The following is a 25,781-nucleotide window of genomic DNA, read 5'->3' as shown; positions in this document are numbered from 1 at the left end:
CTCATGTGTTCACCTTCTTTCGCCGTAATTGCGCCGCGAGGAATACAACGATCGGAAAACCGATTACGCTATAAACGCAAAAGTAAGAATTCAGATACAGATATGAATTCAAAGCGTTGATATCCGGTATCCACAGACTAATCAGATACAAAGAAACGCACGCCGAGGAAAGAATCCATATTCGGTTGATTTTCGGCATAAATAGCTGTTGTAGAAGAGAAACAAGAATCCAGAGTAAAACAGAAACCTTCAGGATGCCCAGTGCACTGGAAGCTACTACGTAAAAGCTGGGGAGCCAATCAAAAACAACCCACTCCAGATCAATGGTATCCGATGCCATCAACATGGGATATTGCAAATGCACTACGGTTTCCTGTCCGAATACAAGAAGCGGAACATATACAGAACCCAAAGCGAATACAAAAATGATACCGACCGCAGCAGCAGCTTTACCAAAACGAATGCGTTGCTTGGAGGGAATCATGCCAAGGAACAGAAATCCAGCTGAAATTACCGTACATACATAAAAATCCTTGTGGGAGAAAAACGACATCTCGCTATCCCATATTGGAAAAATGTAGCTTACTCTGAAATTTTGGATACTGATCAGCATGGAGAAAAAGATGAATGGCATCAACAGGATACACAATCCGATGCTAGCCCGAATCATTACACCGAGGCCCTTCCACACAGCATAGAAACAGAGAACGATGAAGAGAGCCCCTGTCGCTGCTGGCGGTGTTCTCTGAAGTAGTACGGCTTTAATTTCACCTGCCTGAAAATACATAAGCAAAAACAACTCGATATATAGGAAAACGAGCAACGGCAGAACGATGAGCCTCGTTCCCCACTTGCCCAGTGAGTCATTACAGATGTCCACCACTGTTTTTCCCGGGAACTGCGATAAGGCTTTTAAGTAAAACCAAAGAACCATGAGCTCTACCAAAAAGAGGACCAAAATGGCCATCCAGTGCCCTTTCGAAGTCGCAGAGATGATACGCTCGGGGAAGATGGCAAAGATTGAAGCAAGATGAAGCAGAATAAACAGGGTTAGAATCTGAGTTCTATTCATCTGAAACCTTCCCTTTCACACTTAAACTCAAATAAGGAACGGTGCACGTATTCAGTGAAGCAAAATACAATATGATCCAAATCATGGCTGCCTCAAGGCCCCATATCCCGAAAAAGGCACTGATGAGCATCACAACGTATTTATACATTCGGATACCCGTCGTGTTCATATACCCCGCCAGTACAAAGTTGGCAATCGCCGAGGCAACCAATATAATAATTAACAGATTGCTGACGAGTTTGGCCTGGACGATCGCTTGTCCCAACAGAATACCGCCAATCATGGTTATCGTAGGTCCAATATTTTTGGGAAGTCGAATCGCAGCTTCAATAATCATCTCCAGCAGCATCATTACCAGAAGCATTTCAATTAATGAAGGATACGGAACCCCTTCTCTGCTCTTGGCTACCGTTATGGCGAGTTGTATTCGCAACAGTTCCGGGTTCACCGAATTCAGCACGACATACATACCCGGCAGCGTGATCGCCAAAAGTGCACCAATCGCCCGTACGGTTCGTAAAAACACTTGAAACAGATACGGATAGTTAACGTCCAGCGTTGTTGACCATAGATCCGTTATAATGGCTGGAAAAGCAAAGGCAAACGAAAATTGGTCAAGCAATATAACCACTTTTCCGTTCATCAGATGCTGTACCATCTCTCCAGGCAACTCCGAAGAGATATACGTCGGTGTTAATGAGAATTTCGGATGCCCCAATATACTAACCAGGTCCCTTACCGTAGTCAGTTCCTTGTCCTTATTTTGTTCCAGTTTATCCCGAATAGACGCAATGACCTTAGCTTGGGCAACTCCCTCCAGGTATACCATGGCAATTTTCTTGGTAGACCGGGTTCCTGTTTCGCGTCGTTCAATAACCAAATCATCGGAGATCATCTTTTTACGCAGCAAACCGATGTTTTTATTAATATCTTCTGTAAAAGCATCATACGCAGATTGCAAGGGATTCTCACTCTCCGGTGCACTAACAGATCGCGAAATGTCCGTATGCTCCGGTTCCATGACAACTGCCATTCCTTCTGTGCTGAACAGAACAAGCTTTCCATGCAAAATATGGCCGGATATCTCATCCACGGACATGGAGGCCTCTTCTTCAAATGGACTGAACATGTTTTGAAATGATTCGTTTTCATTACCACTCGCCGCATGGTTAATTGCAGACAATGTTGTCGGAAAATCGACAAGGGTCTCCATGTAATATGCTCTGCATTCCTGATTGGCGATAACCACGTTCTTGGTTAAGAAATCCGAGCTCTTTTTGAAATGTTCAGAGAGTTGCTTTTCTATATCGTGAAGATCTTGTTCATGGATTTGCTGCAAATTTTACCACCTCTTCTGAAATAGTATGTCGTTAAGAAAAAAGTTTATTCAGAAAGTCACCATGATTTCCCCCGCCTTTATTGACCTTAATGTTGGATGGATTTAATCCATTATGAAATAAATTATCTTGATATTTTTGAACTGGAAACCCAAATTGAATATAATATTGTAATGCACCAACGTGTGGGAGGATATAGGCCATGAACAAAGAAGAACAGGTCCTATTGGGTTTCAGAGACTTATATAACAAGCTGGTTTGGCTTAATAAAGATAAGATGGAAGAAAGTCTTAAGGGTTATAAGCCTTCTGAAGTACATTGCATCGAATATATTGAAAAGAATGCAGATTCCAATGTAACAAAGCTTGCGGAGTCTTTTTATATGACTCGCGGTGCGATAAGTAAATTAACGAAGAAGCTTATAGAAAAAGGACTGATCGAAAGTTACCAGAAATCGGATAACAAGAAAGAAATCTATTTTAGACTTACGGAGCAAGGGAAAGTCATTTATCAAATCCATGAGGACCTTCACAACGAGTTTCACGAGCGAGATAAAGCCGTATTTGAACAGGTAACCGATGCTCAATTCGACAGTATGCTTAAATTCGTGGACAAGTATAATCGGCATCTGGATGCAGAAATAAAGAAGCTGGGTACAGATCTGAAGTCGGAATAAATCCGAATAATCAAAATTAAACTCAAGGCAGCCGAACTCTATTTGAGAACAGGCTGTTTTTTTATTGCCATTATTTTTGTTGACAAGGAAACAAAGCGGTTGTACGATATTAATGTTTCCAAGGAAATAAAATCACAACTTTTTAGGAGAGAATTGAATGTTTAAATTACGATCACGATCACAACATACACAGAACACAGAACAAACCATAGACAAACACGCTTTATTGTTCGGCCTGATCTCTGTGTTTCTTTGTGGAATAGGATTCAGTATCATTGCACCAGTCGTCCCATTCTTAGTACAGCCTTATATAAGCAGTCCAGGACAACAAGCTATCGTCGTTACGCTGCTGACCTCTGTTTATGCCTTTTGCGTATTTTTTGCGGCTCCCGTACTTGGAGCTCTGAGTGACAAATATGGTCGTCGTCCATTGCTCTTGGTATGCCTTTTGGGTTCTGCAATCGGATACTTGGTTTTCGGCATAGGCGGAGCTCTATGGGTACTCTTTGCGGGGCGTATAATCGAAGGTATAACAGGCGGAAGCATAGGCACAATCTTTGCATATTTTGCGGACATCATCCCACCTGAACAGAGAACCAAATACTTTGGATGGGTGAGTGCGGTTGTAGGTGTCGGCACCGTCATTGGCCCGACTGTAGGCGGATTACTCGCCAAGATAGATTATGCTGCACCCATGTATTTTGGAGCAATCATAACTTTAGTGAATGTGATATATGGATTCTTTTTTATGCCTGAGAGTCTGGACAAGAAAAATAGACTGAAAGAAATTACTTTGGTGAGACTTAATCCATTCATACAGCTTGCAAATCTGCTTTCCATGAAAAACTTAAACAGGTTACTGATTTCAGCGTTCTTACTTTGGATACCCAACGGATCTTTACAGGCCGTTTTCTCCCAATTTTCAATGGATACTTTCAATTGGAAGCCTGCAATAATTGGACTTATGTTCTCGATTATGGGTGTTCAGGACATCATCTCACAAGGTTTGATCATGCCTAAGCTTTTGAAAAAACTTAGTGACAAACAGATAGCCATTCTTGGCATGATTTCAGAGATTATAGGTTACAGTCTCATTGCACTGTCTACTTTGTTCTCATTCTATCCTCTGTTTATCGCTGGCATGTTTATCTTTGGTTTTGGTGATTCGATCTTCGGGCCTTCCTTTAATGGCATGCTCTCCAAGTCTGTGGATTCTAGTGAACAAGGTAGGATTCAGGGGGGGAGCCAATCTATTCAGGCTTTAGCTAGAATGATTGGTCCGATCATTGGAGGTCAGATCTATGTATTACTTGGTCATGCTGCACCCGCCATTATGGGTATGATCCTTATAGCAGCGGCAATACCTGTTTTGTATAAGCGAGGGCAAGTAACTATTTAAAATACCTGCTTTCATCAGGCAAGTATTGGATTGATGGGTGTCGAGACAACATAGAACAGATAATAGGGTTTCAGAACTTAGGTATACGTTCTGAAACCCTATCGGTCTACACCCCAGGATATCAATTCAAGTACTCTGCCTTTCCAACCTCCAGTGCATAGATGGTGAAGGACGTAATATGTAACCATGCTGCCCATTCTCGGTCAAAACACTCCGTTCCGTGCACTTGATAAGATCAGGTTGAAAGACGGAGTTGATGTTATTGTGTGAATCGCTGGTAATCTCATATAAGGTCCCCTCTTGCATCCCCCGAGCCAACCATTGACCAGATCAGAGAAACTGCCGATGTGTACACTATCGCTGCAACGAATCATTTCATTGAGATTGGCGGCATTCGCCACCGCTGCTCCAAGGGAATGCTCGTCTGACAGTCCTTTTCGCAGAGTTAGCGTAATAAACACCATGATTACATTACGTCCACGAACGGGTACAGGAAAGCGATGATAATGATCGAGGCTATGATGTATATTGTGGGATTCTCCTTTTTCTAGATCCAATAAAAAAGTAAGCGTTCTCCATACTGGACATCCGTTTGCTCAGGATCAGCTTGAGGTTCTCCGCATCATGATTGGAGGTACTTTATAATAGATTTTGAATGCTCTGGTAAATGAATATAGATTCGGATAACCCAGCGACAAAGCAATCTCCGTAACAGTAGCATTCGTATCCTTTAGCAGCTGTTTGGCCTTATCCATTCGTATTCTCTGCATGAATTTTAACGGGGGCAGACCAACCTGAGTGGTGAACATGTTGGAGAAGTACGAACGATGCACCCCTGCGAAGTTAGCAACCTGCTGCACCGAAATACCCTCTGTTGCATGCAATTCCATGTAATCCATGCATTCATGAATCCAGCTCGCCAATTCTGGAGGCTGTGCGCAGTTGGTGTCTGGAACAAGACTGGCTAACAATCCATATACCAATCCGTGCAACTCCAGGGATACGGATGGCTTCCACCGTTCCACACATGCCAAAGCATGAATTAGACGTTCGGATGCTTCGTGGACCTGTGGAGATGACATCTGCTTGCCAATCGGACTTTCCGGAGTCAAACCAGCTAGCTCCAATAAAGGTTTGACTTTGGGCCCATCCAAGGCCAGCCAGTTCATTTGCAGTGGAGATTCCGAGGCAAGCATGCGATAGTAATAGGTTCTGCCGGGAAACAGACAAAACAGATCATTCTTCTGCAGGTCCACTCGCTTGTCATCAAACTCAAGCCTGACCTTACCTTCATGCACAAAATGAAGACTATAACACTCGATACGTTTGGGACCAACCATGTAATTGGACTTGGCTATGCTTCGCCCTGCCCGGACTGGCCAGATATGTTCCTCTTTATCCAAATAACCTGGCTTATAGTAGATGAATTGTGCATACTCGTACTCATATTCCTGCATCATAGCGAGTTTCCTCCTTCTCCTATTTTGTTTGAACATAACAAAATGACGATAAAATATAACACAGGGCTATTTTTATAACTCGTTTTTTTCAATATCATCTTGCTAGGAGGCGATTACACTTGTCGAGAACACCTAACATTTTGCTAATCACTAGTGACCAGCAGCACTGGAACACGATCGGAGCTTTTCAGTCTGAAATTTCCACACCCAATCTGGACCGGCTGGCCCAGCAAGGAACAACGTTTAATCGGGCATATTGCCCTAACCCTACCTGCACCCCTAGCCGCGCTTCCATTATTACTGGGATGTATCCCAGTCAGCATGGAGCCTGAACGTTGGGCACAAAACTGCTTGAAGATCGTCATACCGTCGGGGGAAGTTTCAAAAAGGCAGGCTACCGCACTGCCCTAGTAGGTAAGTCACATTTTCAGCCTTTGAAATCTACGGAGGAATACCCGTCGGTAGAAGCGTATCCCATCCTTCAGGATCTGGAGTACTGGAGACATTTCCACGGGCCGTTTTACGGTTTTGACCACGTAGAGTTAACACGTAATCATACGAACGAAGCGCATGTCGGTCAGCATTACGTGCTATGGCTGGAAGAACAGGGATGTACGAACTGGAGGGATTACTTCCTTCCCCGATGCTGTCAATTATTGAACGCGAAATGGTGAACAACAAAAAATGGATGCGAGAGGACGAGATCGGTGAGCTTATATCAATTGCCGGCTCGATTGAAACCAATACCGCAACGTTGATTGGTTATCGGACGACAGGTTATATCGGAGCCGCCGTCTCTACTGCAGGTATGATTTTGCCTTCACTCGTCGTGACTGTGCTACTCTTCCGCCTTATTCTATCGGATGCACGACAATTCATGGGTAAATTCCTCTTTATTTATCTTAATTTAAATTCAGTGTGCCGACGACAGGCAGTAGTCACTGCCTTCAATGGTTTTAAAAGGAGCAGCGATCACAGCATTAGCTGTCCTGGCTGCTCCCCTTCACTTTATTTTTACGATTGACGCAGATATAATCTGCTCGTTTCCTCCCAGATTTCTCCCGGCTGCAAACTAAATAATCCAGCTTCCTCGGCCTGCAAATCCAGATTAGGAGCATTCACGAGATTGATCTGCGGTTCAGGGCAGAAAAAACCTTCTTCCGCACTGTTGTTCCATATCATCCATTGTTTGTAGGACGTTCCAACATCATAGATCAGCGTCATTCCACTCTTCGTATCCTGAAGCTCCATCCGATTCCGTCCATTCTGCGATACTGCCGTATAGTGGTTATCCATCTCAGCAAAGAACGGATATACCCCGGAGTCACGCATCTGCTCTTCCTCTGGGGCCAACGGCTGAAAATGTGTCGTTGGCAGCATGCGTTCATCCAGCTCCCATCTGTCTCCGATTGTCAGCTTGAGCCTGTAATCCCGTGCCGAGCCATCGGCGGTAAACGGGGCGTTGATGGAAGTATGAAAAGCCAGCAGGCACGGCATGCAGGTTGTTCCATGATTACGAATTCTGACATGCTGCATAAGCCCATCGCTACTTAGTGAATAACGTAATGTGATGTTGAAACTGAATGGAAAAAGTTGATAAACCGGATGATCTTCATCAATGGTAATTGACACGGATACATGGCTTTCCTTCCCGCTATGCCCGTATTCATCCACTACCCAGGGTGTGTTATACAAAAATCCGTGCAAATGATTGCCAGTAGCTTCTTCATTCACCGGAAGCTGAAGTTTCTGGCCGTTCCAGGCAAACCGTCCATCCTCATAGCGATTCGGTGGAAAGAGAACCGGGATGCCATGGATCATCGGCCTTGCCTTGAATGATTCCATCTCTTCGGGTGAAGGTTCATGCAGGAAATGAAATCCTCGTTCATGATCGCGAAAAGCGATCAAATTGCCACCGATTTCCGGAAGCATAACAGCCTCACTGGAGCCGAAGCGCAGATAAATTGCTCTTTCCCCTTGGTATTCGCCTTCCCATGATGCACTTGTTTCTCTTGTGTTCAAGACACGTTCGCCTCCTTTATTCTCTAGCACCTGATGGCTCGCGTCCTTCGATAATAGCTCGAATCTGTTCCATCGGCATCTTCGGCTGTCTATCATACGTTAGCAGACCATTAATTTCCTGCTCCACATCTGTCAGCTGGGTATAACAGAAGCCTTCAACGACAGGAGAATCCAGCAATGGCTGTATTACGGCATGCAGTCGCGCTGCAAAATCCTCATCATTCTCGGCTCCGGAGTATCCCCAGCCCTCCCAATCGCTTTTCTTATAACCAATTCCGCCAAATTCGGTAATCAGTATGGGCTGACCTTCATAGCGATAGTCGCCTACGCTCAGCTTCCGGCTGCCAGGCAGGGCATTCACTGCATTTTCACGGGTACGGTATCGTTCCTCCAGAACTTCTCGTCTCCATTCATAATCATGGATATTGTACAAATCCGTTTGTACCATTTCCCAGCCATCATTCGAGATGACGGGACGAGTGGGATCAAGCGACTTAGTCAAATAATACATCGATAAGGCATGATATTGCTGTTCCTTGCTGGTCAGGATGTTGGGAACGCCCCAGCTCTCATTAAGAGGTACCCAGACCACAATACATGGATGGTTGTAATCCCGCTCGAGCGCCTCCTGCCATTCCTTTGTGATCTGTGCAACATATTGTTCGGAGAAATCATAAGCATTCGCCATCTCTCCCCATACCAGCAGACCCAACTTATCGCACCAGTACAGATATCTTGGATCTTCGATCTTCTGGTGTTTTCTGGCACCGTTAAAGCCCATTTCCTTTGTCAGTTCCACATCATGCCGGATCGCCTCGTCACTCGGCGGAGTCAGGTTGCCATCCGGGAAATAACCTTGATCCAAAACCAGCTTCATAAAATATGGACGGTTATTCAGAAACAGTTTTCCATGTTCAATCGAGATTTTACGCATGCCAAAATAACTGTCCACCTCATCGACTGGCACACCATCCACTAGCAGCGTGAAATGAATATCATACAGGTTGGGATGTTCCGGTGACCACAGCCTGCCCAGTCCATGTTCGTTAAAAGTATGAAGTCCGATGGTCCGGCTCTCCTTCCTGCCGTTAATCCGGTATTCATCCTCTGTTAAATGCTCGCCCTGATAGGCGATCTGCACACGCAGCCTGATATCCTGTGTATCCCGATTCCCATGATCTCTCTGAATAAAGGTGGTAACGTTGATCTCGTTCCGATCGATATCCGGTGTAAGGCGCACCTTCTGCAAATATACGGACTCAACCGCTTCCAGCCAGACGGATTGCCATATTCCAGTAGTGCGGGTATAGAAAATTTGTGCGGACTGCTCCTGCCAGAATTGCTTCCCGCGCGGCAGCGTTACATCCCTGCTATAATCCAGCGCCTGGACGGTCAACACGTTGGTCCCTTCCTGTAGCGCATCCGTAATATCTGCATGAAATGGCGTGTGTCCACCCGCATGCCGAACCACTAGATGTCCATTTACCCATACAGTGGCTTCATAGTCTACGGCTCCGAAATGCAGAAGCAGACGTTTGCCTGCGAATTTCTCCGGAATCTCAAAGGTCCTTTTATACCAGACGTTGTCGTGAAAATCCGGATCTGCAATACCGCTAAGCTGGCTTTGAAAGGCGAACGGTACCTGAATCCGCCGGCTAAACGCCCGGGTCCCTTCATTCCAATTGTCCGCATGTCCTTGATGATCATCGTCAAACTCAAACTCCCATTCCCCGTTCAGACTTATCCAACGTTCACGCACGAATTGCGGGCGAGGATAATCTTCTCGTACCATTGCCATCAGCACTCCTGTTCTCGTTGAATCTGTAATTTGTCATGATGGTTTTAAGCCAAATTGATCTTGCGGATCACTTCCAATGGCACTTTCGGTTTACGGTCTTCCGTCAACAGACCATTAATCTCCTGCTGCACATCCGTGACCTGTGTATAACAATAGCCCGAGATATACGGAATGGATTTGATCGCTTCGGTGATGGAACGGAAACGTTCGATAAAGGCTTCAACCGAGTCCACCTGATTGCCATAGCCCCATCCTTTATCCGATTGGAAAGCAATACCGCCGAATTCACTGATGATAATGGGTTGTCCTTTATACTGGTAACCTTCGGCAAAAGCAAACTTCCATCTATTAGAAGCAATGTTATTGTTTACGATCTTGTCCTTATCCTGATACCGTTCCACAAAAGCTTCTCCCGACTCCACATAATCATGGATTGTCAAAATATCCGATACCGTATGCTCCCATCCGTCGTTGGTAATGACCGGACGATAGGGATCGATCGCTTTGGTCAGATGATAAATGGATTGCGTAAACTGCTGCTGCCTTACCTCGTGGGCAATCGTCGGTATTCCCCACGATTCATTAAACGGAACCCAGGTTATGATGCTGGGATGATTGTATTGTTGTGGGACAATTTCAAGCCATTCTTTGGTGAATCGACTCACGGCCTCATCATTAAACTCGAAGGTTGCCGCCATTTCCGACCAGACCAGCATGCCTTTTACATCACACCAATACAAAAAGCGGGGATCTTCCAATTTCATATGTTTACGGATTCCGTTATATCCCATCTCGGCAATTTTATCGATATCCTCAATCAGCGCATCCACTGAAGGCGGGGTCAAATGGCTCTCCGTCCAGTAGCCCTGATCCAAAATCAGTCTTTGGTACAACGGAGCATTATTTAGCAGAACTTGCCCATTTTCAATCGATATTTTTCGCATACCAAAATAGGAATGAACCCGATCGATTTCCTTTTCATCTTCGTACATCACAAACTCGATATCGTATAGGTTCGGTGAGTCCGTTGACCACAACATCTGTTTCCACGGTCCGCCCGCTTCATGCTTGACACTGGCCTCCACGGTCATCCAGGGTCTGTCGGGAGACAGGCTAATAGTTTGCACATGCTGACCCTTCAGCTCAATCCGTGTCTCCAGACGCAAGTTGTTCTTGCCTTCGATCCCATTCAATTGAAAGTCCAATCGAATCATGTGACGATCAATATCGGGTGTCATCTTAACTGCTTCAACCCTTGCTTCACTCACATGCTCCAGCCAGACACTTTTCCAAATCCCGGTGCTTTGCACATAAAAGCATTCAAAATTATCATCCACCCAGCGTTGTTTCCCCCGAGGCTGCATCGCACTCTGACTGTCTTCTACTTCAAGAACAATGTTGTTCTCCGAGCCGTAAGTGACATAAGGGGTAATATCGAACGAAAACGCTGCGTACCCTCCTTCATGCTCACCCACAACCGTTCCGTTCACCCAGCATTTGGCGTGATAATCCACTCCCTGAAAATGCAGAATGGTTCTCCTGCCTTCTACCTCCTTGGGAATAGTGACCTGCTTGCGGTACCAAACGAACGGATGAAATGTTTCGATCCCGATTCCGCTAGCCTGAGTTTCATAGGTAAACGGAACTTTAATTTTGAGTCCTTCCGGGAATTGATTCTGGTCATACCAGCGCTCGTTTTCACCAGCCTGATTGTCGTCAAAGCTAAAATCCCATTCTCCATTCAAATCCAACCACTCGTTGCGTACGAATTGCGGTCTTGGATAATCCTTGTTGTAAAATTTAGTTGTCATTTTGTTCTCTCCGATCTCCTCTGTATTTGGCTCGTGAGCCTGAAAAACGTTAGCATCAGGTTACATATAAGACAATTGCAGGTTATCCCTTAATACCGGACATGCTGATGCCTTTAACAATCTGTTTCTCAAAAATGATAAACAATATAATGATGGGAACAGAAGCCACCGCATTGATAACCATCGGTTTCACGTAATCTTCCGAGTACTGGCCCATGAGTGTTGGAATACCCATTGGCAGTGTAAACAGATTATCATCGGTTATGGAAAGGAATGGCCACAGGAAATTGTTCCACGAACCGATAAAGGTCAGAATCGCCATCGATGCCATGGCTGGACGTGTCAAAGGCAGCATGATGCTGGTAAAAATCCGCCAAAAACCTCCTCCGTCAATTTGTACGCTCTCCAGCAGATCATTGGGAACACCATCGAAGAAACTTTTGAGCACGATGACGGCTACAGGTGAAGCCAAAGCAGGAATAATCAGTCCACTGTACGAGTTCAGCAAATGCAAATCCTTGGCTACCTGATAGAGTGGAATAATGGTAGCTTCCCCGGGAATCAGTAATCCACCAAGAATGAAGAAGAATACAAAGGTACGGAAACGGAACGGTACTTTCGAGAGAGCGAATCCGGCCATTGCTGCGAAAATAACAGTTAGCACCGTTACAACTACAGCGACAAACAAACTGTTAACAACCCACTGGGAAAGCTTGGTGGTCGTGAGTACTTCTTGATATACAGCCATGGAATATGGAGGTTTAAACCAGTCCAGGACCGTGATGATCTTCATGCCTTCTTCTTTGATGGATACCACCAGCATCCACACAAGTGGGGCAGCGAACATAACCGCCATCAATGCTGAACCTATACGATATAACCATTTCATCAGCTTTCCGCCCCTTTCCGGTTATTCATCCAGTATTGTAGCGCAGACAACACCAGCAGGATAACAAACAAGATATAGGACATCGTTGCGGCATAACCCAGATTATTGTTCTTAAACCCAGTCTGATAGATCAATTGAATAATCGGACGTGTCTGATCAAGCGGACCCCCGCCAGTAATAACATAAATTTGCATAAAGACTTTATATGAAGCAATAATTTGCAGCATGGTGATGGTTTTGGTTAGTGGCTTCAGATAAGGAAGAGTAATTCTCCAAAATATCTGTGTATCACTTGCACCATCCAGCTTTGCCGCTTCATAAATCTCATCAGGAATCTCCTGCATCGCCGAGAGATACAAAATAAAGTTGAATCCGACCGTCCACCAGAGAGTAATGACCGTAATCACGACCCATGCCAGCCCCGTTTCGGTCAGCCAGAAGATCTCGGCATTTTCGGGTAACAATTGAATAAGGTGCAGTACTGAGTTTACAAGTCCCGTGTAGGGCTGAAATACGAATAATCCCAGATAGGCTGCGACGGCAACAGAGAGCACGCTTGGTATGAAAAAGATGATGCGGTAGAATTTCTGCAAAACCGATTTTCGGTTGGCAATCACAGCCAGCATAATGGCAAGAATAATCATGGTTGGCGTACTTAAAAAAACGAAAAAAGTTGAATGCCAGATCGCTTCCCACACTTCTCTGTCCTGAAGAACCTTACGGAAGTTATCAAGACCGACAAAATCCATTTTCTTAATCAACGTCCATTTGTAAAAGGTCATCTCTACGCCTTTAATCATTGGCCAGATTGTGAATAAACCATAGACAATTAAGAATGGAAGCAGAAATACAAGTGCCTGCATATCCGCCCTCATTTTTTTGATCTTCATATGCGTCTCCCCTTTGATTGGCACACAAGCCTGTGTTTGCAATGAGGATTACCACAGGCCTGCGTGATCCGTCTTCCTTCTATTCACTCAGTATTTTCTGAATCGCTGCCTCCATATTGTTCATGGCATCCGCAGGGGTCATTTTGCTCATCCAGACTTCATTCAAAAATTTAAAAGCGGCTTCATCACGGATTTGCGCATTTTTGGTAGAATGTTTGCTGAATTTAACCACACTCGCCACCTCGGAATAATCGCTGCGATATGGCAGATCCTTAAATTCCTGCTTCTCCAACACGGACGGCTTGGATGGAATATGTCCTGCTTTGGCCCAAATCTGGCCATTGTCGGCAACATAATCAGCAAAGATCATGGCTGCTTTACGTTTGGCAGGATCTTCATCCTGCGTCAGAGGCAATACAATCGTGTGAGAATCTCCCCAAGTCGCTTCCTGATCATAGAATTTCGGAATAGGCATGGCTCCAAATTCAAGTCCTTTGGTGGATTCCCACGTTCCCGTTGTCCATACGCCTGTCATAATAATGGCTGATGTACCACTCTGGAAATTTTTATAAAAGTCCGGGTCGTTTTTCTTGATATACCCTTCGGTAAACAGTTTCTGAACGTATTCAGCTGCTTTAATCCCTTTCTCCTTATCAATGGCTGCAGATTTCAAGTCATCGGATACCACATCATTGCCGCCCAATTGTGAATATAAGGACCACCATAGACGGTATGGATCATCATTGTTGTTGGATAATGCAAAAGGGGTAACCTTGGCAGGCAGCTTTTCTTTTAAAGTCTGGAGGAAGGTGAGAAAGCCGTCAGCGGATTGTTCCAGTATTGGCTTACCGTCTTCGCCAAGCAGCCCTGCTTGTTTCAGCAGCTTTTTGTTATAGAACATAATAAAAGGATGGGTATCAATGGGAACTGCATAATGCTGGCCTTCGACTGTAACCGCATCCAAAAGATTCTGGTTGTAGGTATTCCAGTCTACACCTGCATCCGTAGCGGGAGTATCGAGTTCGGTGACAACACCTTGGTCAATCAGATCGGGGAGTCTGGAGGAATGGGAAATGCCAATGTCTGGTCCATTGCCATTACCAACGGCTGTAATGAGCTTTGTGTAATACTCTCCCCAAGCCAGCTTCGTATTTTTCACTTCGATATTCGGGTGGGTTTTGTTGAATTCATCAACTAATGTCTGCATGTTCGCTCCATCTCCGCCATCGAACAGTGTCCAGAAAGACAATGTTACTTTTTCATCGCCCGAGGCACCATCACCAGCACCATCGTCACTTCCGCTGCATGCACTCAAAACCGTGGATAGCGAGAGAAGTAACGTTAGTGCCAACAAGCCCATTCTTCTTTTCATGCGAGTATCCCCTTTGTTCTAGTTTTATAGATACAAACGATTTAATTGATTTATTACATTATTATTGTATCTATAGAGGGATTATATCGAGGTATTTTACTATTGTCAACGCTTTCAATCATATTTATTGTAATTATATGAACAAAAAAGCTTTAGTTACAATATATCCGCAACTAAAGCTTTTTTTTATTAATCCACTTCCGGATTCATTACGTAATTCACAGTCATTTTAATGTTTTGATCATAATCTCCGAATTGGCGACCAAACAGATTGACTCCCCCTTGATGCACCGCATCCGGCTTGATGCCTATGCGCAACCGAAGTTTATGGCTGTTTTGCAGGTTGAGCTGATCCAAAGTAACCGTAGAGATCCTTTCCATATCAAGCGAGGTCTTCTCTTTATCCACTCGCCATGTCTTAAGCAGACCATATTGGGTAGACCACTCATGCCACCAGGCAGGATTTAACTTTCCTCTCCTGTCCCCAAAATCACCGGGACAGGTCCACATGCCGATTTCCACACTGTTAACCCATATGGAAATATCGGAAGGCCAGTTGTGGTCATAGTTAGGGGCTTCGGAACACATTTCCATCGACAGCTCCAACGAATCAATACGCGCGCCTGCCGGTATTTCTAACGGCATCAAATATTCGACATAACCCTTGCGAAACCACATAATCTGGGCACCAATATGTTTCGGATGAAAAAAGCTTGCTGGTTCGTCCTCACGTATAATCATCCCGTCTGCATTCGCCATCCCGCACGTTGGCGAAACTTCGCAATCACTGTAATGACCAATCGGCATATCCACATCATAGACCTGAACATCTCCTTTTGGTCCGGATTTATCCAGATTAAGCGCGATATGGATATCGTCGTAATTGCGACTGCATACCTTCATCGCACCCCGAGAGGCGGGCAGCAACTCCGTATTAATCAGCCTTGCAGCCTCCAGAACCTTGATGTTGCTGGCTACAGTAGATACTGGAAGATTAAGAGCTTCAGCAATCTCAACGATATTAAGGTTTTTGGAAATCAGGAGGCGGAGAATATCAACTCGGGAACGCGTCGATAAGGCATGAGTGACGGTTACAAGCTTGTCCGGGTCATCAAAACTAAGTTCAAGCATTACATCACCGCCTATATTATCATTATGTTACAATAATTTTACTGTTATGTTTTGAATGAGTCAATAATATTGTAACAAATTATTTGTTTTGTATTAAATGACTGCTACTTCATCATCCGTCTTCATTTTTCATATAACTTGCAATGAATATACGTGAACAACCGGTGGTGCCAATATAAAATACTTATAACTGCACCTAAAACAACTGTTATCAGCATATGTACCCCAACGGTTGAAAAGATACGAATAGCACTTTTCTCTTTATATTCATTCCCTCCTTCAGCTGTCGGTCGCAGCAAAAAGAGGCTGCCTACAAGGCAACCTTTTACGTGAAAATCAAGAATGATACCACTTATGAAATTGATAAAATCCATTATACGAAAGTAACGGTTAGAGTGGGTTCAGATCACTGATGCCTCTACCTTTTTCTGCTAAAAAGCCACAGGTAAGGCAGCTAAACTCTGCGAACTTAGTGCCAAATGCCAGGTAATATTTTCCCGTGGAACGTTGAGCCGCAGATTAGGCATGCGTCTTAACAAGGTTGTAAAAGCAATATCTCCCTCCACACGAGCCAGCGGAGCCCCCAGGCAGGAATGAATACCATGACCAAAAGCCAGATGACGAGTCATATGACGTGTCACATCCAGATCCTCCGAATGCTCAAACTGGAGCTCATCCCGATTCGCTGACTTCAATATGGGAATAATCATATCTCCCTTTTTAATCTGTTGTCCTGCCAGCTCAATATCCTGTGTTGCGTAGCGAGGTCCTGCAATGGTTGCCGGCCCATTGAAGCGAAGAAGCTCTTCGACAGCGGAAGGAACCAGACTAAGATCTGCCTTGAGCTTCTCCAATTGTTCAGGATGATCCAGTAACATCATTGCACCCGTGGCGATCAGATTGGAAGTGGTCTCATGGCCAGCAAAGATCAATAACGTAATCATGGATAGAAGTTCTGGTTCACTGAGTCGATCGCCCTCTTCTTCAATAGCAATCAATTGGCTGATCAAATCTTCCGCTGGATGCTTGCGTTTCTCAGCTACCAGTTGCGCGGTATAGTCACCGAAAGCTCGGAGGTGTTCCTCCACTCCCGGTTCACGCACTCCAAGGCCCAGACCGTGTGCAATCGCGGAGGACCAGGTCTGGATCTGAGGACGATCTGCTTTAGGTACTCCAAGCATATCGGATATTACATGGATCGGCAAAGGATAGGCGTACTCCTTGACCAGATCCATCTCCCCTTGTGCCTGAACCTGATCCAGTAATTCATCAGCGATCTGCTGCACACGGGGGCGAAGACTTTCCATATATTTTGGGGTAAAGGCCTTGGAGACCAGCCGGCGCAATCTCCGATGATCAGGCTCATCTACAGAGAGCATTGATTTCCCGGTGAAGAACGTTGGAGGAGCATCTGGATCGATATTCTCCACATAGGCTTTCAGGATATTCTCATTGCCGTCCATGGATAGTGGGTCTACCGTGAAGTGGGCATGATCTTTGAGTACCTGTGACGCTTCTTCCATTCGTGTGACCAACCACTGCCCGCGATCTGTACCACCCATTGGCAAAGATACCGGAATAACAGGACCTGTATCACGCAACTGCTTGATCAGTGAAAACGGGTTTTCACCACTATCTCCACTAAACAGGCTCAGCGCTGCTTTTTGTGAAACATTAAGATCTAGCTCACTCATCATAACCATCCTTTCGCTTCGACCATTTTATTGGTTTACATAAATGCATTGATCCAATCATCTACAGCCAGCACATCAGCTTGTTGGGGGAATACGCTCTCTACGAGAACTCGATGAACTTCCGGGTCCCTATCCAGACAAGCATCAGAAAGTACAGTCAACGCATAATCCTTATCCGCTGCCTCACATAAGGTAGACAGCACTACTCCACTTGTTGCGATACCGCTAAGAATAAGTGTATTAATGCCATGGGATTGAAGAAGGGGTTCCAGGTTACTTCCCGAGAATCCACTAACGCGGAACTTGTCCACAATGAGCTCTCCTGGGAGCGGCTGTACCGATTCGTGAATGTCCATTGCCACTTTCATCGCCGGATTGGCTGCGTTCTCTCCACCACGACTCGACTTTTTTCCAAACAATTTGTTACGCTCACTAATTGGAGGGGAATCCCGGCGATGACCAACCTTCACAAAAATCACGGGTACGTTATGTCTGCGAGCTGCTTCTATCGCTTTCTGAAACGGGAGCAGTGCATCCTCGTGCTTCGCATATTGCGATACAATGATGTTCTGCATATCCATGACCAGAAGTGCAGCTTGGTTATGATGACTCTCCACGGGTTGCACATCCCTCTCGTTTTGATTAAGATTAAAGGGAGAACTCTCCGCTTAATCTCTTCTTGATATTAAACGGAGGGTTCTCCCCTTGTCAAATTTTGGACGTTGAAGGATAGGAAGTGACAGACAGTGGATAAAACCAATACAACCTCTCGTTCGGAGCGACGGGATGCCGCCGAGAATCGCCAACGTATCTTGGATGTGGCTAGCAAATTATTCGAGCTGCACGGCGTCGAACGGGTCAGCATGAATCAGATCGCTTCCGCAGCGCAGATTGGAGCGGGTACCTTATACCGCCGATACCGTAATAAGAGTGAGTTATGTATGGACTTGATCAAAGATAACGCAGCGCTGTTCTTCGATGATGTGGAAATATACTTGCAGGAGAATGCACAGCATCCACCATCTGAGCGATTGCGTGGTCTGCTGACGTTGTTTATCCAGTTTAGAGAGAAAAATGCGGAACTGCTCTCGGGTATTGAGAATGCAGTATATCAAGGATCAGAGTCCAGAACCTCGAGTCCTCTTTATGACCAATTGCATCAACAGCTATTCGGATTATTCGAAGAGATGGCAACAGAGAGTGACGAATCCCAGGCCATCAGCTTGTTCAAAACGGACATGCTCCTGACCGCCATGAGTAATGATTCATATCTGTTTCAAAAAAACGTGCGCGGCAACTCTCCAGACCGCATTGTGGAGCAGCTCTGTTTGACGTTTCTTTAACGTAAATGGATATATAAAAATGCAAAAAAGCCTAATTCATCGTCGACAATCTGACGCTTGAACTAGGCTTTTATGAGCTGGAGGTGTGAATTTATAATGTTTTGATATACCATGCATCACAAGCGAAATGCTCTGTTGCATTTAAAGGTTCTTCTAATGGAATAAAACCGTTCTTGATATAGAACTTGTTGGCTGCAACCATATTGTTAAGCGTCTCAAGATAACATTGTTCATAGCGTTCTTTGGCATATTCCAGCGAAATCTGAAGCAATTCATATGAGATTCCGGTGCCTCGTGCTTCTTTTAATGCATACATCTTCTGCAATTCACAAATATGTGAAAATCCCTCCACGGGTCCGATACCGCAGCCGGCTATAACGGTGGAGTTATGCTCAACCACCCAATACCTGGAGCCCTCGCGTTGATAAAGATGATAAAAATCGCCCAAATTCGGGTCAGCCCACGCTGTTCCTGACTTATTGGCCCCGAATTCGATCAAACAACTTCGAATCAGAGACTCTACTTCTTGATTATCTTTTTCCTCTATCTCTCTAATGAACATGCAGTAAGCCTCCGCATCATGAAATAATTGCTGCTCTTAACTGCACAAATTATACTACAAATCTGATTTAACACACTACCATTCAACTACAGTGAAACGGAATCACTCGTTTTGGCAGGCAACGTCTGCTTGATTTTCAACAACTGCCTTACGTAGATTATGAAAAGCAGAAAAGAAACCATGACCGACAAGGCACTAACCATAAACAATATGTGATAGCTCATGTATTCGGATACCAGACCCAGGACCATGGCACCCAGTCCGATACCGAGATCAGTCGCCGTTGAAAAGAAAGCATTGGCTGCCCCTTTCCGATCCTCGGGGGCAAGGCGAAGCGTTATGGCCTGAAGAGCTGGCTGAGCGGAACCAAAGCCGATCCCGTAAAGAACTGCTGAAGCGAGCACGCCAAGCAAATTGGTTGCGAAGCTAAGCACAATCAAAGCAATGATCGTAATGATAAGCGCCGGGACAATGACTGCTGTCTCTCCTTTCTTATCGGACAGCTTTCCGGCAATGGGCCTGGATAGAGCAAGTGTCGCGGCATAGACCAGAAAGAATGTGCCAGAATTGACTTTAATCTGCTCCGCAAACAAGGGTACAAATGTAGTAATTCCACCATATGCAATGAAAAGAAAAAAGATTGGCGCCATCACAGGCAAGACTGATTTTTCGAAGATTTGGATTTTCTTTCTGTCCGTATGTGGTTGGAATGGCATTTTGGCTCCCAGCGTCAAAAGCAGGGCCACGACGGACAAACCAACAGCAAAAAGAAACATCGTCTGATATGATGTGCCTTGCATAATCCCCAGACCAATCATGGGGCCAACCGCCATTGCCAGCGTCATGGAGGTGCTAAACCACCCCATACCTTCCCCGCGCCGAGCCGATGGAATCATGTCAGTCACAGCTGTCATCATGGAAGTTGTGGATACAGCCCAGCTCATTCCATGTACGATACGAAGTCCGATCAGCATAATGATTCCACCAACCCAGTTGTATATGTACATCGCCAATATAAATAAAAGCAAACCCCCGATCATAAACGGACGTCTGCCGAATCGATCCAGTAGTCCACCGACAAAAGGACGAAGGATGACGGAAGACAACATTAAAGCTCCCATGGCCAAGCCCACCTGTTTTTCATTGCCACCCATCTCTTTAATGAAGAGCGGCAGTGTGGGATACAACATATAAAATGCAGTAAATAAAAAAAGCAAACCCAGCGTCATTAGAATAAATGACTTTGTCCATAAAGGTTGCATCATTCATCCCCCCTCCAACTATTGTTATGATATCTATGATGCGATCTATTCTTGTACAAAAACAAATATTGATATATTAATGAACATCTGTTAATAATTATAGACAGTATAAGAAAGTTTACCATTGTTAATTGAACGCGTTTCGTTAATTAGTGAACATTAAACATAAATTTGTTTATTATCTATAGAAAGTTTGGTGAGAATCACATGACCAAAGTGGATCGAAGAATTCGAAAATCACAAGAAGCCATCAAAGCAGCAGTAATTGAATTGATGTCAGAGAAAAATTTTGATGATATTACCTTACAAGATATTTCCGATAGAGCGGACGTTAGCAGAGGCACCATTTATCTTCACTACGTCGATAAGTATGATCTATTGGACAAGCTCATTGACGGGCATATCAAGGAATTAAGTGAAATTTGCCATTCGGTTGCAGACTTGGAATGGAAAGAATCCATCATTCCCTGGTTTACCTATTTGGAACAGAATTACTTGTTCTTCTCGACGATGATGGCCAGTAAGGGAGCGGTACAATTCCGCAACCGGCTGGTTGAGTTTCTTAATGAGGATTTTAAGGAGGATGTACACTTATCTCAGGCTAGAAAATCCGGATTAAGTGAGGATATCATTCTCCAATATGTGGTCATGTCTTATGTAGGGGTCGTCGAGTGGTGGATCAAGAACGAAATGCCCCATCCACCCGAGGTCATGTCTGAGCAGTTAGGAGAATTAATCAAAATGAATTTGGGGTAACGTGCAATGTGCACGTAACCAAAATAGCGGTAGTCTCAGGATACGAAGTTAACATCCCGGGACTACCGCTATTCTTTTCGACAAAAGCTGATTTTTCTGCAATTGGTGCCGACCACCTGCTGTCTGAATTGTTATTGCATGTGGCCTAATTACGATATGGATTCCAAAAGACTCTTGGACAGAGTTTTGACAACCAAATCGTATGAATGGTCAATCATGACAAAGATATCCTGCTCCGACAAGGAGCCGTCTAAAATAATGGTATTCCAATGCTTTTTGTTCATATGATACCCCGGTTGAACGGCTTCATGCTGTTCTCTCAGGTTTTCCGCGATGATCGGATCACATTTTAAGTTCAAGCGAACGTTATCCGCTTTATCCTCAAAAATAAGGGCAAATATTTTTCCTGCAATTTTAATAGCAATTGGATCGGCTCCGAAGGGATAATCCTTCGTTGCCCCTTTTTTCTTCAAACAGTACTCTATAACCTTATGCTTCAATTCAGTATCTCTCCTTTACGCAGAAGACAACAACTTTCCCTACCCAAATCTAATGATACCGATTGTACGTTTGCATGTAAATATCAAGCATTTCATTGCAGCTATTCTTCCATTAATACAGGAATTATCTTCTCAGACAGGTTCCTTAATCGCTACAATGCGTAATCGGGTAGTGTCAAGAAACCATTGACCTTCGCGCTCAAAGTGGGGTTTAACCTCCGCCACGATGGCTTGATAGATTGATTCCAGGTCTGCGGAGGAAACGTCCTTAAAGAAATAATCAGCAAAACTGTTTAGCCAATTCCGAAGTCCTTCTTCTCCTTTGAGCGGAGCAGGCTTGTCGAAATGCTGAGCAAATGTGACACGGAAACCGTTCTGCTCCAGCAGGGTGGCGTATTCACCAAGAGTAGGATGATACCAGGGATTCCGTCCAGCCCATGTATAGCCATTCTCCTCCAGAACCTGTTTCATCGCAGTGGTCAAGATGGCGACATTACCGTTTCCGGCAAATTCAGCTACGAATCGGCCACCTTCGCGCAGGGCCAACCAGATGGATCGGGTTGTAGCCGCAGGGTTATTGATCCAGTGTATAGCTGCATGTGAGAATACAGCGTCAAAGGGTACATCTGTGCGATATTGAGAAGCGTCTTTCACCTGAACATTCAGGTCAGGGTACTTCTGTTGGGCAAGTGTCACCATTCTCTCTGATAGATCGATACCTGTCGGTATCGCTCCGGCAGCTGCGATCTTAGCTGTCAAATCTCCGTTGCCACTGCCGATATCCAGAATCCGTTCCCCGATTTGCGGCTGCAATAAGGACAGGATATCCACTCCCAGATTAGATAAGAAATCTATTGAATGAATGTAGGGTACTGAATTGCGCTCGTTTTTGAATGGTTCACCAGACATGGCTCAATCTCCTTTATAGATCTTAGATATCTATAATAACTTCAATGGTTAAAACCTGTCAACTTGCGTTCTTAAGACTGAATTATTGATTTATAATTGAACCTCTACATAATGATGCGACAAAGCTTCTATGGACATACAAACAAAAAAAACCGACTTCATGAAAGAAATCATGAGATCGGTTTTTCATTATTCGAATTATGCATTCGATACTCTAGCTGTCTTCACTTTCTGTACTTCGTACATATTCACCGTAGTGCTAATCAGATACTCGGGTTTCTCCTGTCCTCTTTTCTCCCGATGACCTTTAATATGCACATCACTCTTCTCCCAATTCTTCCATGCTTCTTCTGATTCCCAACGAATTAGCACCATTACTTCTTCGTATTCTTTAATCTTTTTGTTAACCATTACACTGAAATCAATTAGTCCCGGCATTTCCTCTACAGGGCTAGGGGCACTGAAACGTTCCACCAGTTTATGACTGTGACCCTTTTCGACTACCATAACGCGAGTTTGAATGAACATGAGTTACGCCTCCTGATTGCCTCAAGTCACTGCTTGGATGCAATGGCCTTGAGACATTTTTTAACATGCACTCTATTATTTTATCCTTATTGAAAATGATTATCAATATCACATTCGTTTTTTTGTTCACAAAAAAACCTTCTCCACGAATTGGAGAAGGCGCTTTGCTCGTTTGTTTAAAGTGCTTTATTCACTTTGCTGCTCTTGGGTTTGCTCTGATTTGTACTATTGTGGTTTGGTTTACCGCTGTTAGGCCTACTACTGTTTGGCTTACTGTGATTAGCTTTACCACTCTTTTTAAACCACTCGGATTTAGGCTTGCGAGCCGGATTCGCTTTTGACTTCGCGGGTTTATCGGCTGCAGATTTATGAGGTGCAGACTTCGATGTTTGATTCGATTTTACAAAAGCAGGAACACTTGTCATCGGATAAGGATGATTTTTCACTTCAGGAATGGTCTTCTTGATCACTTTCTCGATATCCTTCAGGAACGGAAGCTCATCCTTTTCGCAGAAAGAGATCGCCATTCCGCTGTTCCCTGCTCTACCTGTACGGCCAATTCGGTGAACATATGTTTCTGGAATATTAGGAAGGTTAAAGTTGATTACATGCGAAAGTTCTTCAACATCAATACCCCTTGCCGCTATATCCGTCGCCACAAGCACTCGTGTGACTCCGCTCTTGAAATTATTTAATGCTCGTTGTCGTTCATTCTGAGACTTGTTGCCATGAATGGCCTGAGCCGTAATATTCACTTTGGACAAATCACGTGTCACACGGTCGGCTCCACGCTTGGTACGAGTGAATACCAGTGCCGACACAATGGATTTGTCCTGCAAGATATGGTTCAACAGACTCTGTTTCTTGCCGTTCTCCAATAGATATATGGACTGCTCAATTCGATCTACAGTAGAGGACACGGGAGTAATTTCTACTTTTACCGGATCTACCAGCAACGTTTTTACCATTTTTGTAATTTCCGGAGGCATCGTTGCTGAGAAGAAAAGGGTCTGTTTCTTACTCGGCATCTTGGAGATGATTCTTTTCACATCATGAATGAAGCCCATATCCAACATGCGGTCTGCTTCATCAAGAACCAGTATTTGAACATGTTTCAGATCAATGCGCTTTTGATTGACCAAGTCAATCAGTCTACCGGGCGTTGCAATAATAATATCTGCACCTTGATTGAGCGCACGCTCCTGAACTTTTTGTGAAACGCCACCCACGATTGCGGCACAACGAATATCGGTAAAACGGCTATATGCCTTAATATTATCTGAAATCTGAATCGCAAGTTCTCTTGTTGGTGTTAAAATCAATGAGCGAATATGACGTGCGGCTTTGGGGCCGTTCGACTTTTCGCTTAATAACTGAATGATAGGCACAGAAAATGCTGCCGTCTTCCCTGTTCCTGTTTGTGCACAGCCCAGCAAATCCCTGCCTGCTAGCACTGCTGGAATCGCCTGTTCCTGTATAGGGGTTGGGGAAGTATAGTTTGCTTTGCTCAAACCTTCCAAAATCGGGGGTATAATATTCAAGTCTTTAAATGTCATTAGGTCTCCTTAATTTACGCAACAAATATTCATTTGACGTATCTTTCATTTCATAACGTAACACATAAGGATAACACTAAAAGAGCCGTCTGTATATCTTTTTTTAAAAATTTATCAGTCAACTCACCAATTTTAACCCTACCGCTGATCCGAGTACCATGGCAACAAATACGATCCTGAGGGCATTTCGAGATTCTCCGTAAAATATCATGCCAAGAATGGCTCCCCCAGAAGCGCCTATTCCTGTCCATACGGCGTAAGCCGTTCCCATTGGAAGAGTCTTCATTGCCAGGGATAGGAACAGAAAACTTAATCCAAAACCTGCAACCAGGAGCATGATTGAAATCAGGTTACGATCTTTGTGCAGTTTATTAATCATCAGAACCCCAATCATTTCAAAGACACCTGCCAAAATAAGATATACCCAGTTCATGATTCGTTTACCTCCTTTGTTTTTCCTTTGCTGAGCATTTTAAGACCGATTGCGCCCAGTAAAAGAACTCCAATGAGCAGCATTTTGCTGGATTGAACTGGTGCATCAAACAAAATAATTTCTGCCAGTACAGTTCCGGCTGTACCCAGACCAACGAATACCGCATAAACAGTACCCACATCAAGTGAACGGGAAGCCGCAATCATTAAGGTAAAGCTGACAATGATGGCGACCAGCTAGCCCCCCATTCCAGATAACCACTGGCATGTTTCAATCCAATGACCCAACCGACTTCAACTAAAGCAGCAATTACGACGGAAAGCCAAGTTTTGTTCATTTCTGTCACACTCCTTATCAAATTTTGAACGTGTATTACTAGTT

24 protein-coding genes and 2 pseudogenes are annotated in these 25,781 nt (G+C 44.5%); 6 read left to right on the top strand and 20 right to left on the bottom strand.

The features are described 5' to 3' along the window. Position 1: 1 nt before the first annotated feature. Together ACFTRD_RS10655 and ACFTRD_RS10650 are read right to left on the bottom strand one after the other, a co-directional pair. Positions 2 to 1,072: a GerAB/ArcD/ProY family transporter gene (locus tag ACFTRD_RS10655; RefSeq protein WP_379379551.1), complete on the bottom strand. Its 1,071-nt coding sequence runs from the start codon at positions 1,070 to 1,072 to the stop codon at positions 2 to 4. Continuing rightward, complete coding sequence (locus tag ACFTRD_RS10650) at positions 1,065 to 2,411, bottom strand: spore germination protein (RefSeq protein WP_379379549.1); 1,347 nt, start codon at positions 2,409 to 2,411, stop codon at positions 1,065 to 1,067. Before ACFTRD_RS10650 ends, ACFTRD_RS10655 begins: the two co-directional genes overlap by 8 nt. Before the next feature lie 200 nt (positions 2,412 to 2,611). Between ACFTRD_RS10650 and ACFTRD_RS10645 the strand changes: the two genes are divergently transcribed. Both ACFTRD_RS10645 and ACFTRD_RS10640 read left to right on the top strand, forming a co-directional pair. Then, entirely contained in the window at positions 2,612 to 3,085 is a 474-nt protein-coding gene (locus ACFTRD_RS10645; RefSeq protein ID WP_379379547.1) for a MarR family transcriptional regulator, read from the top strand. A 157-nt stretch (positions 3,086 to 3,242) separates the two neighbouring features. Further along, positions 3,243 to 4,484 carry an MFS transporter gene (locus ACFTRD_RS10640; RefSeq protein WP_379379545.1) on the top strand — a complete coding sequence of 414 codons (1,242 nt, stop codon included), beginning with the start codon at positions 3,243 to 3,245 and terminating at the stop codon, positions 4,482 to 4,484. A 602-nt stretch (positions 4,485 to 5,086) separates the two neighbouring features. Here ACFTRD_RS10640 and ACFTRD_RS10635 read toward each other — a convergent pair. Then, entirely contained in the window at positions 5,087 to 5,941 is an 855-nt protein-coding gene (locus ACFTRD_RS10635) for an AraC family transcriptional regulator (protein ID WP_379381292.1), read from the bottom strand. A gap of 122 nt (positions 5,942 to 6,063) precedes the next feature. On the opposite strand from ACFTRD_RS10635, the pseudogene ACFTRD_RS10630 reads away from it, so the two are divergent. Beyond that, positions 6,064 to 6,585: pseudogene (locus ACFTRD_RS10630) on the top strand (sulfatase-like hydrolase/transferase); the annotation flags it as partial. Beyond that, positions 6,537 to 6,968 (top strand): chromate transporter, encoded by a 432-nt coding sequence (locus ACFTRD_RS10625; RefSeq protein WP_379379543.1) that lies wholly within the window; start codon positions 6,537 to 6,539, stop codon positions 6,966 to 6,968. The pseudogene ACFTRD_RS10630 and the gene ACFTRD_RS10625, both read left to right, overlap by 49 nt. Here the strand turns inward: ACFTRD_RS10625 and ACFTRD_RS10620 are convergent. From ACFTRD_RS10620 to ACFTRD_RS10580, 9 genes are all read right to left on the bottom strand, one after another. Further along, positions 6,959 to 7,966 (bottom strand): aldose 1-epimerase, encoded by a 1,008-nt coding sequence (locus tag ACFTRD_RS10620; protein ID WP_379379541.1) that lies wholly within the window; start codon positions 7,964 to 7,966, stop codon positions 6,959 to 6,961. The two genes, ACFTRD_RS10625 and ACFTRD_RS10620, sit on opposite strands and share 10 nt — an antisense overlap. 16 nt (positions 7,967 to 7,982) lie before the next feature. Then, on the bottom strand, positions 7,983 to 9,764 hold the full coding sequence (locus tag ACFTRD_RS10615) for a glycoside hydrolase family 2 protein (RefSeq protein WP_379379539.1): 1,782 nt from the start codon (positions 9,762 to 9,764) through the stop codon (positions 7,983 to 7,985). Between the two features lie 44 nt (positions 9,765 to 9,808). Then, positions 9,809 to 11,575 carry a glycoside hydrolase family 2 protein gene (locus ACFTRD_RS10610; RefSeq protein WP_379379537.1) on the bottom strand — a complete coding sequence of 589 codons (1,767 nt, stop codon included), beginning with the start codon at positions 11,573 to 11,575 and terminating at the stop codon, positions 9,809 to 9,811. Positions 11,576 to 11,657: 82 nt separating this feature from the next. Further along, positions 11,658 to 12,464 carry a carbohydrate ABC transporter permease gene (locus ACFTRD_RS10605; protein ID WP_175396520.1) on the bottom strand — a complete coding sequence of 269 codons (807 nt, stop codon included), beginning with the start codon at positions 12,462 to 12,464 and terminating at the stop codon, positions 11,658 to 11,660. Continuing rightward, complete coding sequence (locus tag ACFTRD_RS10600) at positions 12,464 to 13,354, bottom strand: carbohydrate ABC transporter permease (RefSeq protein WP_379379534.1); 891 nt, start codon at positions 13,352 to 13,354, stop codon at positions 12,464 to 12,466. Before ACFTRD_RS10600 ends, ACFTRD_RS10605 begins: the two co-directional genes overlap by 1 nt. Positions 13,355 to 13,433: 79 nt before the next feature. Continuing rightward, positions 13,434 to 14,726, bottom strand: coding sequence for an ABC transporter substrate-binding protein (locus ACFTRD_RS10595; RefSeq protein WP_379379532.1), 1,293 nt, complete (start codon positions 14,724 to 14,726; stop codon positions 13,434 to 13,436). Between the two features lie 189 nt (positions 14,727 to 14,915). After that, positions 14,916 to 15,857, bottom strand: a complete 942-nt coding sequence (locus ACFTRD_RS10590) for an ArsR/SmtB family transcription factor (RefSeq protein WP_379379530.1) — start codon at positions 15,855 to 15,857, stop codon at positions 14,916 to 14,918. Positions 15,858 to 16,288: 431 nt separating this feature from the next. After that, the gene (locus tag ACFTRD_RS10585) at positions 16,289 to 17,551 is read right to left on the bottom strand and encodes a cytochrome P450 family protein (RefSeq protein WP_379379528.1); all 1,263 of its coding nucleotides are present in this window, start codon (positions 17,549 to 17,551) and stop codon (positions 16,289 to 16,291) included. A 35-nt stretch (positions 17,552 to 17,586) separates the two neighbouring features. Next, on the bottom strand, positions 17,587 to 18,168 hold the full coding sequence (locus ACFTRD_RS10580; RefSeq protein ID WP_379379526.1) for a cysteine hydrolase family protein: 582 nt from the start codon (positions 18,166 to 18,168) through the stop codon (positions 17,587 to 17,589). 129 nt (positions 18,169 to 18,297) lie between these two features. Here ACFTRD_RS10580 and ACFTRD_RS10575 point away from each other — a divergent pair, with 129 nt between their 5' ends. Then, the gene (locus ACFTRD_RS10575; RefSeq protein WP_379379524.1) at positions 18,298 to 18,894 is read left to right on the top strand and encodes a TetR/AcrR family transcriptional regulator; all 597 of its coding nucleotides are present in this window, start codon (positions 18,298 to 18,300) and stop codon (positions 18,892 to 18,894) included. A 91-nt stretch (positions 18,895 to 18,985) separates the two neighbouring features. Here ACFTRD_RS10575 and ACFTRD_RS10570 read toward each other — a convergent pair whose 3' ends face one another. Next, positions 18,986 to 19,456: a GNAT family N-acetyltransferase gene (locus ACFTRD_RS10570; protein ID WP_379379522.1), complete on the bottom strand. Its 471-nt coding sequence runs from the start codon at positions 19,454 to 19,456 to the stop codon at positions 18,986 to 18,988. 86 nt (positions 19,457 to 19,542) lie between these two features. After that, a complete protein-coding gene (locus ACFTRD_RS10565) occupies positions 19,543 to 20,718 on the bottom strand; it encodes an MFS transporter (RefSeq protein WP_379381290.1) in 1,176 nt (391 codons plus the stop codon). A 207-nt stretch (positions 20,719 to 20,925) separates the two neighbouring features. Between ACFTRD_RS10565 and ACFTRD_RS10560 the strand changes: the two genes are divergently transcribed. Next, a complete protein-coding gene (locus ACFTRD_RS10560) occupies positions 20,926 to 21,474 on the top strand; it encodes a TetR/AcrR family transcriptional regulator (RefSeq protein WP_379379520.1) in 549 nt (182 codons plus the stop codon). Between the two features lie 149 nt (positions 21,475 to 21,623). On the opposite strand, the gene ACFTRD_RS10555 is transcribed toward ACFTRD_RS10560, so the two are convergent. The 6 genes and pseudogenes from ACFTRD_RS10555 to ACFTRD_RS10530 all read right to left on the bottom strand — a co-directional run bounded on the left by ACFTRD_RS10555 (position 21,624) and on the right by ACFTRD_RS10530 (position 25,737). After that, positions 21,624 to 21,974, bottom strand: a complete 351-nt coding sequence (locus tag ACFTRD_RS10555; protein WP_379379518.1) for an MmcQ/YjbR family DNA-binding protein — start codon at positions 21,972 to 21,974, stop codon at positions 21,624 to 21,626. 132 nt (positions 21,975 to 22,106) lie between these two features. After that, the gene (locus ACFTRD_RS10550; protein ID WP_379379516.1) at positions 22,107 to 22,883 is read right to left on the bottom strand and encodes a class I SAM-dependent methyltransferase; all 777 of its coding nucleotides are present in this window, start codon (positions 22,881 to 22,883) and stop codon (positions 22,107 to 22,109) included. Between the two features lie 198 nt (positions 22,884 to 23,081). After that, positions 23,082 to 23,411, bottom strand: a complete 330-nt coding sequence (locus ACFTRD_RS10545; RefSeq protein ID WP_379379514.1) for an antibiotic biosynthesis monooxygenase — start codon at positions 23,409 to 23,411, stop codon at positions 23,082 to 23,084. 176 nt (positions 23,412 to 23,587) lie between these two features. Then, positions 23,588 to 24,967: a DEAD/DEAH box helicase gene (locus ACFTRD_RS10540; RefSeq protein WP_379379512.1), complete on the bottom strand. Its 1,380-nt coding sequence runs from the start codon at positions 24,965 to 24,967 to the stop codon at positions 23,588 to 23,590. A gap of 118 nt (positions 24,968 to 25,085) precedes the next feature. Further along, positions 25,086 to 25,400, bottom strand: a complete 315-nt coding sequence (locus tag ACFTRD_RS10535; RefSeq protein WP_379379510.1) for a DMT family transporter — start codon at positions 25,398 to 25,400, stop codon at positions 25,086 to 25,088. Then, a pseudogene (locus ACFTRD_RS10530) lies at positions 25,397 to 25,737 on the bottom strand (DMT family transporter). Before ACFTRD_RS10530 ends, ACFTRD_RS10535 begins: the two are co-directional and overlap by 4 nt. Positions 25,738 to 25,781 lie beyond the last annotated feature (44 nt).

Source organism: Paenibacillus sp. NPDC056933 (assembly GCF_042674385.1).
Lineage (GTDB): Bacteria > Bacillota > Bacilli > Paenibacillales > Paenibacillaceae > Paenibacillus.
The sequence above is the reverse complement of the archived record's forward strand: the minus strand, read 5'-3'. Positions and strand labels throughout refer to the sequence as shown.

Bases quoted from the DNA above. Each gene is read 5' to 3' on its own strand.
- ACFTRD_RS10635 (WP_379381292.1), bottom strand. From the start codon at position 5,941: ATGCAGGAATATGAGTACGAGTATGCACAATTCATCTACTATAAGCCA.
- ACFTRD_RS10570 (WP_379379522.1), bottom strand. From the start codon at position 19,456: ATGTTCATTAGAGAGATAGAGGAAAAAGATAATCAAGAAGTAGAGTCT.
- ACFTRD_RS10625 (WP_379379543.1), top strand. From the start codon at position 6,537: ATGGCTGGAAGAACAGGGATGTACGAACTGGAGGGATTACTTCCTTCC.
- ACFTRD_RS10535 (WP_379379510.1), bottom strand. From the start codon at position 25,400: ATGAACTGGGTATATCTTATTTTGGCAGGTGTCTTTGAAATGATTGGG.
- ACFTRD_RS10655 (WP_379379551.1), bottom strand. From the start codon at position 1,072: ATGAATAGAACTCAGATTCTAACCCTGTTTATTCTGCTTCATCTTGCT.
- ACFTRD_RS10590 (WP_379379530.1), bottom strand. From the start codon at position 15,857: ATGCTTGAACTTAGTTTTGATGACCCGGACAAGCTTGTAACCGTCACT.
- ACFTRD_RS10540 (WP_379379512.1), bottom strand. From the start codon at position 24,967: ATGACATTTAAAGACTTGAATATTATACCCCCGATTTTGGAAGGTTTG.
- ACFTRD_RS10565 (WP_379381290.1), bottom strand. From the start codon at position 20,718: ATGCAACCTTTATGGACAAAGTCATTTATTCTAATGACGCTGGGTTTG.
- ACFTRD_RS10585 (WP_379379528.1), bottom strand. From the start codon at position 17,551: ATGAGTGAGCTAGATCTTAATGTTTCACAAAAAGCAGCGCTGAGCCTG.
- ACFTRD_RS10550 (WP_379379516.1), bottom strand. From the start codon at position 22,883: ATGTCTGGTGAACCATTCAAAAACGAGCGCAATTCAGTACCCTACATT.
- ACFTRD_RS10610 (WP_379379537.1), bottom strand. From the start codon at position 11,575: ATGACAACTAAATTTTACAACAAGGATTATCCAAGACCGCAATTCGTA.
- ACFTRD_RS10605 (WP_175396520.1), bottom strand. From the start codon at position 12,464: ATGAAATGGTTATATCGTATAGGTTCAGCATTGATGGCGGTTATGTTC.
- ACFTRD_RS10600 (WP_379379534.1), bottom strand. From the start codon at position 13,354: ATGAAGATCAAAAAAATGAGGGCGGATATGCAGGCACTTGTATTTCTG.
- ACFTRD_RS10615 (WP_379379539.1), bottom strand. From the start codon at position 9,764: ATGGCAATGGTACGAGAAGATTATCCTCGCCCGCAATTCGTGCGTGAA.
- ACFTRD_RS10560 (WP_379379520.1), top strand. From the start codon at position 20,926: ATGACCAAAGTGGATCGAAGAATTCGAAAATCACAAGAAGCCATCAAA.
- ACFTRD_RS10645 (WP_379379547.1), top strand. From the start codon at position 2,612: ATGAACAAAGAAGAACAGGTCCTATTGGGTTTCAGAGACTTATATAAC.
- ACFTRD_RS10545 (WP_379379514.1), bottom strand. From the start codon at position 23,411: ATGTTCATTCAAACTCGCGTTATGGTAGTCGAAAAGGGTCACAGTCAT.
- ACFTRD_RS10640 (WP_379379545.1), top strand. From the start codon at position 3,243: ATGTTTAAATTACGATCACGATCACAACATACACAGAACACAGAACAA.
- ACFTRD_RS10595 (WP_379379532.1), bottom strand. From the start codon at position 14,726: ATGAAAAGAAGAATGGGCTTGTTGGCACTAACGTTACTTCTCTCGCTA.